Origin of the sequence: Campylobacter concisus (genome assembly GCF_003048615.2) — a bacterium.
GTDB lineage: Bacteria > Campylobacterota > Campylobacteria > Campylobacterales > Campylobacteraceae > Campylobacter_A > Campylobacter_A concisus_C.
Genome location: NZ_CP049263.1, coordinates 1,835,847 through 1,849,619, shown reverse-complemented (window position 1 = coordinate 1,849,619; position 13,773 = coordinate 1,835,847). Strand labels below are relative to the sequence as shown.

Genomic DNA, 13,773 nt, shown 5'->3' with positions numbered 1-13,773 from the left:
AATTTACAAGTCAAACTCTACAAATTTCTAAATTTTACTCTGAAAGAGACGATATTTGTTTTAACTATCTTACAAAGGACTTGAGATGATAGGTGGTGTAAATGGAGCTAATGTAAATTTATACAGTGGCTTTCAAAACATTAGAGAGCAAGGCGCTAGCCATATTAAACCAACTTCAGACGAAAATTCCTTAAATTTCTCATCTCAGAATTTAACCAAAAAGACCAACCAAAGCAGTGAGCAGATAAATTTAAGTCGCACGAGCGAGAGCAAATTTAGCAAAGATGATGAGCCACTAAAATTTGCTAGAGATAACTCACTCACAGGCATGGCCGCTAATGGCAAGATAAGTATCTGGGGCAAGCTCATGGGATACGACAAGCAAATGAGACAAGATGAGATAGATGAGCTTAAAAGTTTTGTTAGTCAGACCGAGGCGCTTGGTTTTGGAAGGCTTTACGAATCGATCATCGGATACTATCCAACAAACGTCGATCTCTTCGCGAAAGAGTACACGTCAAAAGATGATAGCGGTACTTTGCTCGGACTTAGGCACAAGAGCCACGTGGAGGGCTTTGAGATACTTGATAAGGATATGAGCGTAGAAGAATTTAAAGATAGGTGGCTGGACTATGCGCTAAGGCAATATCTTGGCGAGAGAGTCGGCGTGGAGAGTATCACGATAGGCAAGAAGGCCATCTCAATGCTAACTAGCACGAACAAGCCACCGATCGAATATGAGACAATGCAAAGTATAAATTTCACTGACGATGAGAGCAGGCAGAGATTTTTAACGCTGATGAAGGCTGGTATGAAGAGCGGCGCGAAATTTAAAGAGGTGATAGAGGGCGTGCTGTCGCTTTACAATGTGCAAAATACCGATAAGCTTGATGGCAACAAGGTCTATGCATCAGTGATTGGCCGAAGCGAGAAACTAGCGACCTACGATATCAATAAAGATGAGAAATTTGCCTATCTTAAGGAGCTAATGCGCCTTGAAAAAAGCGGCATAGACATACTAAAACTGATGGAGAAAAGCCAAAAAAAGCGAAATTTAGACGTAAAAGTCTAGCCATTTGTCTGCAAATTTAACCCCCAAAGCCATCCTTTTACTTTCAAATGATACAATTTTGATTTTAATTATTACATTTTGCTTTTAAATTTTACGGGAGCTCTAATGAAAAAAGTGGTTTGGTTAAATCCTGTTGTAAAAAACATCTACGACTTTGCCGCACTTAAAGAAATTTTGCAAGACAAAGGCTTTAGCGTAGTAGAGTGCGAAAAAGACCACGTTAAAAGTGTAAAAAACGCATACAAAAACGCTCTTACGCAAAGTGAGCTTATTTACGATAGTCGCTGTCCGAGGGCTGTAAATTTCATCAGGGCAAATTTCAAAGAGCAAGCCGATCTCATATCAAATTTAAACCCTATTTTAATAGAAAGCGCGCTTGAGCTTAGCGCAAAGCTAAAAGAGGACGAGTGGCTTTACGTGACGACGCCATGCGAGGACTTGGCAGAGCTTGGCAGAGGGCTAAATTTAGCGCGAACCACATTTTTGACGTGGAGAAGCTTTAGGGAGCAAAACGCCATAAATTTAAAGATGCGCAACATCGAGCAAAGTCCGATACCGCCGGGCTTTTTTACAAATTTGGGCGTAAAAACACTAAGTCTTAGTAGCAAAGAGAAGATAGAAAACGCCCTTTCATATAAATTTAGCGAGCTTAAAAACTACCAGATCATCGAGCTTTTATACTGCGAAAACGGCTGTCACAACGGAGATGGGCTGTGAGGGAGATTTTTAAAAAGAGCATTTTGATCTTAGCGATCTTTGCCATCTGGCAGGTCGTTTGCGAGCTAGAAATTTTCACGCCATATATCTTGCCAAGTCCGCTAGCTACGATAAAGACGATGTATAGCATGAGCCTAAGCGGCGAGCTTGCTACGCATACGATCATCAGCTTTAAGCGCATATTTGCAGGATATGCTCTCTCGTTTGCCTTAGCGCTCGTGCTTGGCGGTATAGCGGCACTTTTGCCAAAGATCAGCGTTTATTACGAGTGGATACTAGAGTTTTTTAGAAATATCCCGCCGCTTAGTTTGATCGCCATTTTGGTGCTTTGGTTTGGTATAAACGAGACACCAAAGATCATCATTATCATCTTGGCTTCGTTTTTTCCGATGTTTCTAAGCATCCAAAAGGGGCTAACAAGCTGCGATATAAAGCTCATCGAGGTTGGTAAAATTTTTGGCTTTAGTAAATTTGAGATTTTTTACAAGATCATCTTAAAAAGCGCACTAAAAGATATCTTTGTCGGCATGCGAATAGGCTTTGGCTACGCCATGCGCGCGATCATCGGAGCGGAGATGATAGCGGCTTCAAGTGGGCTGGGCTACTTAATCCTTGACGCAGAAGAGCTCTCACGCGCGGATAGGATATTTGTGGGCATTTTTACGATCGGCATTTGCGGTGTGCTCATAGATAGGCTCTTTTTGCTTTTGATAGCGAAATTTAGCCTGTTGCGAGGTGAGAAATGATAGAAATTTCAAATTTATCTAAGCATTTTTTTATAGGCGAAAAGCGTATCGACGTTTTGAGAGGGCTAAATTTGAGCATAAAAAAAGATAAGATCACCGTCATACTTGGTAGAAGCGGTTGTGGCAAAACTACGCTTTTGCGCCTTATAGCAGGCCTTGAGAGCGTAAGTCAGGGCGAGATAAAATTTAAAGAGCAAGCAAAGATCGGCTTCGTTTTTCAAGAGCCCCGTCTTATGCCGTTTCTAAACGTCTATGAAAACATTGTATTTGCGCTTAAAAAGCATGAAATAGAGGCTACAAAAATCGATAGTTTGATATCGATGATAGGGCTTAGCGACTTTAAATTTGCCGCAGTTTCGCAGCTCTCTGGTGGCATGAGCTCGCGCGTTTCGCTTGCTAGAGTGCTTGCGTATGAGGCAAATTTGATCCTCATGGACGAGCCATTTGCCGCGCTTGATGCATTTACGAGAGCTAGCATGCAGGCTGAAATCCTAAAAATACAAGCTGGCAAAACCATCCTTTTTGTCACTCACAACATCGACGAGGCGCTATTTTTGGCTGATGAGATCATCTTGCTTGAAAAGGGTGGGATAAAGTCAAACTACGAGCTATCAAATTTAGCAAGGCCAAGAGATCTGCTAAGCGAGGAGCTAATAGCGATAAAACGCAAAATTTTGAGTGAAATTTAGGCAAATAAAATGATAATTAAAACCAAAATGAAGCAAAAGATTATATAATCTTGAAAATTTTTAAAAGGAGTAAGTATGAGAAAGTTTTTTAAGGTTTTGTATGCGGCCTCTTTGCTTTGCCTAGTCGCAAACGCAAGCGAGGGCTTAGATAAGATCGGCATGACCTACGTCAAATCGCCGCTAAACGTCCCATCGATCGTCGATAAATTTAAAGGCTTTTACGCAAAGTCTTTTGGCGTGCCAGTCGAATACTCCGAGATCACCTCAGGTGCTAAGCAAACGCAAGCGCTCGCTTCAAATTCGCTCCAGTTTTTAAACTGCGTGGGCGGTACTTCGGTCATACTTGCAGCGGCAAATAAGGCTGACATAAAGATCATAAGCGCCTATTCAAGGGCACCAGAGGCTTTTGTTATATTTTCTAAAGATAAAAACATCAAGTCGCCAAAAGATCTAAAAGGCAAAAAAGTGGCAGGTCCAAAAGGCACGATCTTAAACGAGCTTTTGGTGAGATACCTAGCTCTTGGCGGACTTAGCATAAACGACGTAGAGTTCATTTCTATGGGTATCCCAGCTGCGCAAGCTGCACTTGAAAATGGCAGCGTCGATGCAGCGCTTCTTGCAGGACCTGCTGCTTACAACGCTCAAAAATCAGGCCTAAATGTAGTGACAACTGGCAAAGGCGTCATCACACCAGTCATCGTCACGGCAACAAGCGGGGAGTTTTATAAAAAGCACAAAGACGTAGTTGAGAAATTTAAAAAGGCTCAGGATGAAATTTTGGCCTACATCAAGGCAAACGAGGATGAGGCGCTTAAATTTACGGCTGAAGAGACTGGGCTTAGCATAGAGGCGGTAAAGAGCATGTATCCTCAGTACGACTTTAGCTCAAAGATCACGGCTGATGATATAAAAGCGCTTGAGGCTACGCAAGAATTTATGCTTGAGAGCAAGATGATTGAACATAAAATCGATATAAAATCACTTCTACTAAACTAAATTTAAAGGGCAAATTTGCCCTTTTTTACAAATCCATCATGAAAATTTTTGAATATTAATGCTAACCTTCTGATAAAATTAAGATTAAAATTTGCCAATTATATAAATTTGATCTATTCTAATCCCTGCCTAAAAACCTTACCGCCATTTTTCTTGCTTTTTCTATCTTTTCAGCCTCTTGATTTTGGACTGCGCTAGATGATATCCACTTTTTGCCAAATAAATTTTGAGCTGCTTCTATCATAACTGCGCAGGCGTATAGCTCTTTTTCGCTAGAGATGCCTTGCAAAAATGCGGCTTTTGTTTTATCTCGCAAGATTGCTTGGCTGGCCCTGTGAAACGACATCTGCATAAGGCTAGCTGCCGCCCAAGCCCTGCAAAGGCTATCTTTACTACCAAGCATCTCGCTTATTAAAATATCTATTTGCTCTAACGTGCCAACCCAACCAAGCGCTATTATAAGCTTGCGGCGTAAGGCATCATTTGTCTCCAAAAAAGAAGTTATTTGAGGGATAAGGCGGTCACAAAACGCGTTGTAAAAATCTCTATGCTTAGATTTAGTGAGGATTTGCGCTATAAGATAGATGGTTTCTATTTTTAGTTTTTGATCGCTCTTTTTGGCTAAGCGCTCAAACAAAAACTCCAGCCCAGCGCCTCCATGCCTATCAAAACTGCTTTCTAAATTTAGCTGCCCGCCCTCTTGCCACTCTTTGCAAATGAGCTCATAGTGATACGCTATCTCGTCACTTGCGCCTAAATTTGCTATAAATTTGATCCTTTTGCCGTCCTGAAAATTTTCTTTTTCTAACTCCAGATATTCTTTTTCAAGATCATTTAAACTTAGCACTATTTACTTTATCACCTCAAGTTTGGCTTTGCAGGCATCTTTGTAAGCACTTGTGAAATTTGAGCTAACGCACTCGTCCAAATAGCCCTTAGCCAGCTTGTACTGCTTTTGTCTGATATAAATTTCGCTTGCTAAATTTAGAGCATGCAGGCGCTCTTCTGGCTCAAGCTTCATATTTAGGATAAATTTCGCCTCATCAAGCGCCTCGTCAAGATTATCTATCTTTAGTGAAGCCTCAGCGAAGTCAAAATTTAGCTTTGGTGAGAAGGTCTTTATCTTGGCTTTGGTTTGTAACTCAAGCGCCTTTTTAGAGTACATCGCGGCGATAGCGTAGTCGTTGCTCTTCATCGCGTAGTCACATATAGCTGCGTATGCCTCGATAATCTTAAAGTCCTGCCCCCTTAGCTGCTCGATCGCACTGATCGTTGAGACCGCCTCGGTAAAGCGTTTTAGCGCAAGTAGCGAGTAAAATCTATCAAAAAGAGAAGGCGTCGGGTCTGAGTACTCGACCGCTGAGCCAAGCGAGAGCGCGTCATTTGCCGCAGTGATCGCATGCTCGTAGTCTTTATTTTTATATAAAATTTTGCTCAAATTTACCAGCCACTCGACTCTATCTTCTAAATTTTCATCCTTTACATGCGCCTTTGCAAGCTCTAGCGCGTCGTTGTAGCGTGCTGTTCTAAAGTAGCAGTTAAATAGCTTAAACTGTGGCAAAGAGACCTTGCTCACATCGTAGTTTTCGAGTAAATTTACAACCGCCGTGCAGTCATCTTTGATGAAAAATTCTTTTGTTAGTTCAAGCGCAGCCTCATTTACTAGCTCCATTGCCCGGCTTAAATTTTCATCTTTTGCGAGGTTGTTATAAGCTAGCGCATCAGCAAATTTACGCTCTTTTAGATCAAGCTCAAGCTCGCTGATTAATGCCTTTTGGCTGATATTTGTGCCGGCATATTTTTCGATGAGATCTTTATACCTTGCGTGAAGTGCGGTGGCGTTTTTGTCGTCCTCTTCAAAAAATAGCCCATCCTTTGCCTTGGCGACCTCATCGATATAATCGCCATATTTAAACTCTTTTTCGTATCTGTTTAGATACTCATACGCCCTTTTTTCATCTTTGGTTTTGGCTAAATTTAGCGCTAAATTTTTTAATGCTGCCTCGTAAAAGTCCTTTGTCCTGTCGCTATTATTTACCAAAATTTCATAAATTTTAGCAGCCACGTCTGGCATATCTTTACTGGCAAATGTATAGGCTAAATTCATCGATTTTGTAGGATCGTTCATGAAAAATTTTTCATTTGCATTTGCGATCTTTAGTACAAATTTCTTTGCCTCGTCAAATTTCTCTTTATCGATATTTGCGTCTGCTAGGCTTAGTGCTGCCCTACTTGCAAGGTCGATGTCGTTTGTAGAGTAGAGCACCTTTTCATAGTCGCTTAGCGCCTCTTTTTGCCTGCCTATTTTATATAGGTAGTCAGCATAATCAAGCGCGGCAAGCTTTGTAAATTTTGACTCCGCGTGCTCTTCGCTTAGTATATCAAGCATATATTTTGCATCACTTGCGATGCTGTCTTTGAGGTAAGCTCTGGCGATGAGATATAGCACCTCTGGATAGTTCTCATCAGAAGGGAATTTTCTTATCCAGGCTCTGCCCTCGCTTACGATATCTTTTGGCTCAAGCCCTTCAAACTCACTCTTTGTCTCAAAAATTTTATCAAGCGCTCTTAGCCTAAAAAGCAAAAACTCGCTTGAGAAAAGACTGGCTGGGTGCCTTTTCATCGCTGTTTGCGTATCTTTTACCACGCTTTCATAAGCGCCCTTTTCGTAAGCTCTTTTTATATTTATGTAGATGTCTATATCATTGCTATCAAGCCCAGCTATAGGCGCTTTGTTAAGATCGAGCGCTCCAATGCTTGGACTTAGCATATCTCTAAAATCAGGCGAAAAATTTAGCCCAGATACTCTTTTGTTGTTTTCACTGAGTGAAGTGTCGATGATGATACTAAAGTGCTTTGAAATGGTCGTCTTTGGCGTATCTTGCACGCTTGGACTGCTGTAAAGCTCGGTTTGAACATTTAGAAGTTTTGAAGGTGCTTTTGGCATGATGACGATGAAGAGCTTGCCGTCTTGCTTTTTATATTTTATGTCCATTAAAGGCAGCGTCGTATCTTCGATCTTTGGCAAGATCCCATCATCTAGCATACAAACGTAGCGCTTCGTGTCGTAGGCTAAAATTTGCTCCACACATTCAAATTCTTTCTCGTCGCTTAGCTGAAGGACGCTATAAGGCTTATTTGCGTTTGCGCCGCTGTTTAGGCTAAGGCTAAATGCGGATAGATAAAGCGGTAAAAATAAGATGGTTAAGAGCTTTTTCATGCCGCCATTATAGTTAAATTTTCTAAAATCCTGAAGCAAAGACAAAATGCTCAATAAATTCCAAAATCGCTCCAGAAAATAAAAAGGCAAAGACCGTGCCAGCAACGGCAACTCCAACGATCACTTTTAGCGCCATCGAGACGTTTGAGATGTAGATATTTTTATCTTTTACGATAGGCTCTTTTAAAAACATAAAGACGATGAGCTTTAGGTAGTAATAAATAGCAATCGCAGAGTTTATCATGATGATGAGGCTAAGCACGATGTAATCAGACTTTATGAGCGATGAGATAAGCACCATCTTGCCCCAAAATACACTAAAAGGCGGTATGCCAGCAAGGGCGATCATGAAAATTCCCATTATCACGGCGTAACTTGGCAAAATTTTAATAAGCCCTGAAAATTTCTCATACGGATGTTTAAAGCGTTTGTCCCAGCAGACGACGTCGTCGCACCTTGCGACCCAAAGCATAGAAAATGCGCCCAAATTTGCAAACAAAAACATGATCCAGTAGAAAAACAAGGCGACATTTGCCTCGTGAGAATTTGCCACCAGTGCGCAAAGCACGACACCAGCGTGAGCTATCGAGCTAAAAGCGAGCATCCTTTTAACGTCTTTTTGCACTAGCGCCATGATGTTTGCAAGGCTCATCGTAAGCACGGCGATGATGTAGAGCATATCTTTTATCCATGAAATTCCAGAGCCCTCAAGCATCGCAAAAATTCTTAACGCAACGATAAAGCCCGCAACCTTTGGCACGATAGACATATATCCAGCTAGCGGGGCATTTGAGCCCTCATAAACGTCTGGTATCCATGTGTGAAATGGTATGAGCGAGAGCTTAAAGCCAATGGCTGAAGCAATGAAAACGCAGCCAAGAAGGATTATTAAATTTTGATTTAGGCTAAGATCTTTTATGACAACGCCGATACGAGCGATGTCTATTGAGTTTGTTGCTAGATAAAACATCGCTATCGCCATCGCAAAAAAGCCAGCTGAGAGCGAGCCCATTGCGAAGTATTTGATGGCAGCCTCGACGCTTTTTGTCTTGTTATGAAGGGCGATTAGGGTGTAGAGGCAAAGCGAGCTGATCTCAAGCCCTAAAAAGATGATGAGTAGGTTGTTTGAGCTCACCATAAACAAAAATCCAGCGATCATAAATAAAAATAGCGCGTAGTACTCGTAAATTTTATACTCAAAATACTCTTTTGTGCTAAGTGCAAGAGGGATGAAAAGGGCTGAGGCGATTAGGATGATGATCTGCGAGATGATAGAAATTCCATCTACCAAGAGCATATCCCAAAAGCTTAGGCTAAGCCCGTTAAAATCAAGCGTAATGCCTAAATTTACAAATATAGCGATGATGCAAAATACGCAGTAAAAATTTCTTGAGAGATCCTTTTTTATCGCTCCAACTATGAGGATAAAAAGTGCAAAAACCATCATGCTAAGCATCGGCGAGAGTGATTGTAGCGAGATCTCGTTTAGGTCTAAAAAGGCTATTTCGTTCATAGTTTGCTCCCGCCATTTAAAGATGAAATTTTATCCTTTGTGCCGTTATTTACAGCTCTAGTTTGCATTTTGCTTATGATATTTTGCACGCTTGGCTCAAGTGGTTTTAGTATCAAATTTGGTGCGATACCAAGGGCGATGATAAGCAAACAAAGTGGCACAAGAGCGGCTAACTCTTTAAAATTTAGATCTTTTAGGCTTAAATTTTTCTCTTTGCACTCGCCAAAAAAGACCCTTTTATAAAGTACGAGCATATAAACAGCGCCCACGATGATACTAAAGCCACCAAGTAGCGCAAAGAGCTTGTTTAGCTTAAAGACGCCAAGCAGGCTTAAAAACTCGCCTACAAAGCCAATGGTTAGCGGCAAACCGATGCTTGCAAGAGTTGCTATAAAAAACACAAGCGCATACTTTGGCATCACCTTAGCAAGGCCGCCAAATTCGCAAATTTCTTTGGTGTGAGCCCTCTCATAGATGACGCCAACTAGCAAGAACAAAGCGCCACTTACGATACCGTGGCTTATCATTAAAAATATCGAGCCGCCAAGACCTATTAAATTTAGTGAAAAAATGCCAAGCATGATGACACCCATGTGTGAAATGGAGCTATAAGCGATCACTTGCTTCATGTCGCTTTGCACGTAGGCAACGAGGGCTGCGTAAATGATCATGATGATGGCTATGACGCAGACAAAGCCGCTTAAAAGCAGGCTCGCATCTGGAAAAAGTGGTAGTGAAAATCTCACAAAGCCGTAAGTACCCATCTTTAAAAGCACGCTAGCAAGTAGCACTGAGCCGATAGTCGGAGCCTGTCCGTGCGCGTAAGGTAGCCACGTGTGAAATGGAAACAGCGGAGTTTTCACGCCAAAAGCGAAGAAAAATGCTAAAAATAGCCAAATTTGAGCATTTTCTCCTATACCAAGCTTGTACCAATCAAGCAGGTTAAAGCTAAAGACGCCGCTTTTTTGGTAGCACAAATAGCCGATAAAGATGATCGCCACTAGCATAAAAACAGAGCCTAAAAATGTGTAGATAAAAAATTTAATCGCAGCGTAAATTCTATTTTTACTGCCAAATGCGCCGATGATGTAAAGCAGCGGTATGAGACTAAGCTCCCAAAAGCTGTAAAACAAGATCATATCAAGCGCGCTAAAGACGCCCATCATCGTGCTCTCTAAAAATAGCACGCTAATAACCAGGTGCTTTAAATTTCCATCATCACTAAGTGCGGCGATAGAGATGAAGCTCATAAATGCGCTAAGGACTATAAGCACAAGTGAGATGGTGTCAATGCCGACAAAGTAGCTGATATTTAGGCTTGGTATGAGCGAGACTTGATGCGTTAAAACAAAGTCATAACCCTGAAAATCGACATTTACGCAGATAAAAATGGCTAGCAAAAGCTCGATTAAAGCGATGCTTGCTCCATAAAATTTGATGCTTTTATTTTCTATCAAAAAGCCAAGTATTGCGCTTATGGCTGGGAAAAATATGATGACACTTAGCATTATTTGGCTCCGTTTAATAAAAATATAAAGCTTAAAAGCAAGGCAAATCCTGCGACCATAAACCTAAGCATGACGCTTAGATCGCCACTTTGTATTTTGTTTGCAAGATATGCAAATTTAGTAACCAAAAGTGCGACAAAATCAACACTTCTATCAACTATCATCTCATCAAATTTCTTACAAATTTTAGAGATTAAAGCGTAGCCATTTATAAAAAATTTCTCATAAAATTTTGGTATAAAGTAGGCATTTTGCAAAATTTTGTAAATTTTACTTTCGCAAATGCTCTCTTTAAAAATTTCTTTTTTATAAGCAAACACAGCAAAGCCAGCGCTTGCAAGCACTAAAGTAAGCGTTAAAACGAGTAAGAAAATTTCACTGCTGTGAGATAAATTTAGCTTAAAATCCCCAAGGCTAGCACCCAAAAACTCGCTAAAGTTACTCCAGAAAAAGCCGCTGATGACTGAGAGAACACCAAGCACACTCATACCAACAAGCATGTAGTTTTTGGCTTCATGTGCGTGCTCCTCACTCTTTGGCCTTGCAAAAAAGACTAGCATGACAAGTCTAAAGCTATAAAATGCCGTAAGCACCGCGCCAAAGAGCAAGACGAGCCACAAAATTTGATCTTCGCTAAAGGCGACCTCTAAAATTTTATCTTTTGAAAAAAAACCAGCAAATGGATAAAAACCAGCCAATGCGCAGCTTGCGATGATAGAAAGTAACGCGGTTGGCTTCATAAATTTATAAAGTCCGCCCATTTTTTTGATATTTAGCTCATCATTCATCGCGTGCATAACGTTGCCAGCGCATAAAAAGAGAAGTGACTTGAAAAATGCGTGCGTGACAAGGTGAAAAAGTGCGATCTTATACGCCCCAAGTCCAGCAGCTACAAACATATATCCAAGCTGTGAAAGCGTCGAGTAAGCGACTATCTTTTTAAGGTCGTTATGCACTAGCGCGATGCTTGCGGCAAATATCGCCACAAATGCACCAAGGCAGGCGATAAAGTGCGAGACTTCGGGCACGTTTGCAAAGATGAAATTTGCGCGTATGACTAGATAGACGCCAGCTGTTACCATGGTCGCAGCGTGGATGAGGGCTGAAACTGGCGTTGGGCCCTCCATGGCGTTTGCAAGCCAAGTGTGAAATGGAAACTGCGCGCTTTTGCCCATGGCGCCTATGAAAAGAAGTGTGGCGATGATGCCTAAATTTAGCCCTGAAAGGTCGCTTCTAGCGCTAAAAACCTCGCTAAATTTAAGCGAGCCAAAGCTATAAAATATATAAAAGATGCCAACAAGCATGGCAAGGTCAGCCACTCTGTTCATCACGAAAGCCTCGTTTGCAGCGATGTTTGCGCTAGGCCTTTTATACCAAAAGCCAATGAGCAGCCAAGAGCAAAGCCCAACGCCCTCCCAGCCGATAAATAGCCCTATGAAGTTATCGCTTGATACAAGGACGTTCATGCAAAAGACAAAGAGCCCAAGGTAGCTAAAAAAGCGGTTAAAACTCGCGTCATCTCTCATGTAGCCAATGGAGTAGATATGTACGATGCTAGCGACCACGCCCACGGTGCTAAGCATCACAAGGCTGATCGCGTCAAGGTAGAAGCTAAAGCTAAGATCAAGCGAGCCTAAGCTTATAAACTCTTTTAGGGTTAAATTTAGTGGCTCATCTACGCTAAGACTAGCCGTTAGCATGAGTGAAGCTGTGGCGCTAACGATCATGAGAAGCGAGCAAAAAAGACCGATAAATAAATTCTTGCTGCTATGTGAAAAGATGCCAGCTATGATGAAGCTAAGAAGCGGGAAAAATAGCGAAATACAAAATAAAATCATCTCTTAGCCTTTCATATTTGTCATCGAATCTAAACTGATGCTGCCAGTCTTTTTATACCAAAGCACGAGCAGACCTAGTCCCACGGCAACCTCGCTAGCGGCGATGGCTACTATAAAAAATGCTATTATCTGCCCAGTTAGGTCAAAGTAGTATTTTGATATGGCTGCAAGCGCGATATTTGCTGAGTTTAGTAAAATTTCGCTTGAGAAAAATAGCATTATCAAATTTCTTCTTCTCATTATGCCAACTAGCCCTATGACAAAGACTAGGCTTGCTAGGATGAGGTAATGAGTAAGGCCTATCATAGCATCTCCTCAAATTTGCTTTGCGCGTCTAGGTCTTTGTGTATCAAGATAATGCCAGCCACCATCGCCACAAGTAGCATGATAGCGCACATCTCAAAGGCAAGCAGATACTTGCTAAAGAGTAAAATTCCAACCGCTTCGATGTTGCCAAGATTAGCGAGAGTAGAATTTACCACCTCTTGCTTAGCACTATAGATCGGCGCTAAAAAGATAAATATCAAAAGAAGCGCTATGAAGCTGCTTAGAAGATAGATGATGACCTTTGCTTTTTTGCCACTTTTTGGCTCGCACTCCTTGCTGGTGTCAAAAAACATCATCGCAAATGCGTATAAAACGACCACTGCGCCTGTATAGACGACGATTTGCACCACTCCTAAAAACTCAGCCCCAAGCAAGAAAAATATAGCTGATATAAAAACCATGCCAGCAGCTAGCGCAGAGACCGCATTTAGGGCGTTTTTGCAAAGCACGCTAAAAGAAAAACTAACTAATATAAGGGCGCTAAAAAGATAAAATGCAAAGCTCTCATACATCGCTTGACCCTTTTAAATTTATATCCATCGTTTCTGCCTTATCTTCATTTGTAAGCGCATTTGGCGTCTTTTTCACTAGGCTATCAGCATTTTTAGGTAGTGCACCATAGCCCTCAAACTCAGCTTGATCTTTTAAAAATTTATTATCCGTCAAAAACTCAGCCTTTGTGCCAAAGAGGATTTTATTTTCACTTGCGACCTCGTACTCTTGCCCGCAGACGATAGCAAGCTCAGGGCAGACATCAGCGCAAAATCCGCAATAGACGCACCTACTTAAATTTATCGTGTAGCTTGCGACCTTTTTGCGGCCATCCTCGCCAAGAGAAGTTTTCATCGAGATGCAGTTACTAACACAAATTTTCTCGCATAGCCCACAGCCTATGCAGCGCTCATTTTCGCTTTCAACAAATTTTAAAAGCCTATGAATCCCCCTATATCTGGCGTTTAGCTCCATCTTTTGCATAGGGTATTTTAGAGTGTGCAACTTGCTAAAGAGCATCTGCTTTAGCGTGATCTTTAGCCCCACCAAAAGATCAAGCTTAAAAGTAGCGGCGATGAAGTGCTTAAATTTATCAAATGCCCCTTTTGGCTCTATCTTTTCGTCTATCAAAATATATCTTTTCTCGCTCATTTTA

At 41.5% G+C, this 13,773-nt stretch carries 13 protein-coding genes; 5 read left to right on the top strand and 8 right to left on the bottom strand.

Annotated elements, in window-relative coordinates:
- Positions 1-85 precede the first annotated feature (85 nt).
- From CVS89_RS09175 to CVS89_RS09155, 5 genes are all read left to right on the top strand, one after another.
- Positions 86-1,072 (top strand): hypothetical protein, encoded by a 987-nt coding sequence (locus CVS89_RS09175; RefSeq protein ID WP_107847954.1) that lies wholly within the window; start codon positions 86-88, stop codon positions 1,070-1,072.
- Between the two features lie 105 nt (positions 1,073-1,177).
- Complete coding sequence (locus CVS89_RS09170) at positions 1,178-1,789, top strand: hypothetical protein (protein ID WP_107847953.1); 612 nt, start codon at positions 1,178-1,180, stop codon at positions 1,787-1,789.
- On the top strand, positions 1,786-2,535 hold the full coding sequence (locus CVS89_RS09165) for an ABC transporter permease (protein WP_103571560.1): 750 nt from the start codon (positions 1,786-1,788) through the stop codon (positions 2,533-2,535). The genes CVS89_RS09170 and CVS89_RS09165 overlap by 4 nt, the downstream gene beginning before the upstream one ends.
- Complete coding sequence (locus CVS89_RS09160; protein ID WP_107847952.1) at positions 2,532-3,224, top strand: ABC transporter ATP-binding protein; 693 nt, start codon at positions 2,532-2,534, stop codon at positions 3,222-3,224. The genes CVS89_RS09165 and CVS89_RS09160 overlap by 4 nt, the downstream gene beginning before the upstream one ends.
- 75 nt (positions 3,225-3,299) lie before the next feature.
- Positions 3,300-4,220, top strand: a complete 921-nt coding sequence (locus tag CVS89_RS09155; RefSeq protein WP_107847951.1) for an ABC transporter substrate-binding protein — start codon at positions 3,300-3,302, stop codon at positions 4,218-4,220.
- A gap of 118 nt (positions 4,221-4,338) precedes the next feature.
- On the opposite strand, the gene CVS89_RS09150 is transcribed toward CVS89_RS09155, so the two are convergent.
- Genes CVS89_RS09150 through nuoI form a run of 8 tightly spaced genes read right to left on the bottom strand, consistent with a single transcriptional unit; the run spans position 4,339 to position 13,769 of the window.
- Positions 4,339-5,067: a HEAT repeat domain-containing protein gene (locus tag CVS89_RS09150; RefSeq protein WP_107847950.1), complete on the bottom strand. Its 729-nt coding sequence runs from the start codon at positions 5,065-5,067 to the stop codon at positions 4,339-4,341.
- A gap of 3 nt (positions 5,068-5,070) precedes the next feature.
- A complete protein-coding gene (locus CVS89_RS09145) occupies positions 5,071-7,440 on the bottom strand; it encodes a tetratricopeptide repeat protein (RefSeq protein WP_107848043.1) in 2,370 nt (789 codons plus the stop codon).
- Between the two features lie 22 nt (positions 7,441-7,462).
- A complete protein-coding gene (gene nuoN / locus CVS89_RS09140) occupies positions 7,463-8,953 on the bottom strand; it encodes an NADH-quinone oxidoreductase subunit NuoN (RefSeq protein WP_107847949.1) in 1,491 nt (496 codons plus the stop codon).
- Entirely contained in the window at positions 8,950-10,461 is a 1,512-nt protein-coding gene (locus CVS89_RS09135; protein WP_107847948.1) for an NADH-quinone oxidoreductase subunit M, read from the bottom strand. Before CVS89_RS09135 ends, nuoN begins: the two co-directional genes overlap by 4 nt.
- Positions 10,461-12,299 carry an NADH-quinone oxidoreductase subunit L gene (gene nuoL, locus CVS89_RS09130; protein ID WP_107847947.1) on the bottom strand — a complete coding sequence of 613 codons (1,839 nt, stop codon included), beginning with the start codon at positions 12,297-12,299 and terminating at the stop codon, positions 10,461-10,463. Before nuoL ends, CVS89_RS09135 begins: the two co-directional genes overlap by 1 nt.
- A 3-nt stretch (positions 12,300-12,302) precedes the next feature.
- Positions 12,303-12,605, bottom strand: coding sequence for an NADH-quinone oxidoreductase subunit NuoK (nuoK, locus tag CVS89_RS09125; protein WP_004317991.1), 303 nt, complete (start codon positions 12,603-12,605; stop codon positions 12,303-12,305).
- A complete protein-coding gene (locus CVS89_RS09120) occupies positions 12,602-13,138 on the bottom strand; it encodes an NADH-quinone oxidoreductase subunit J (RefSeq protein WP_103594769.1) in 537 nt (178 codons plus the stop codon). Before CVS89_RS09120 ends, nuoK begins: the two co-directional genes overlap by 4 nt.
- Positions 13,131-13,769, bottom strand: coding sequence for an NADH-quinone oxidoreductase subunit NuoI (gene nuoI / locus CVS89_RS09115; protein ID WP_107847946.1), 639 nt, complete (start codon positions 13,767-13,769; stop codon positions 13,131-13,133). Before nuoI ends, CVS89_RS09120 begins: the two co-directional genes overlap by 8 nt.
- Positions 13,770-13,773 lie beyond the last annotated feature (4 nt).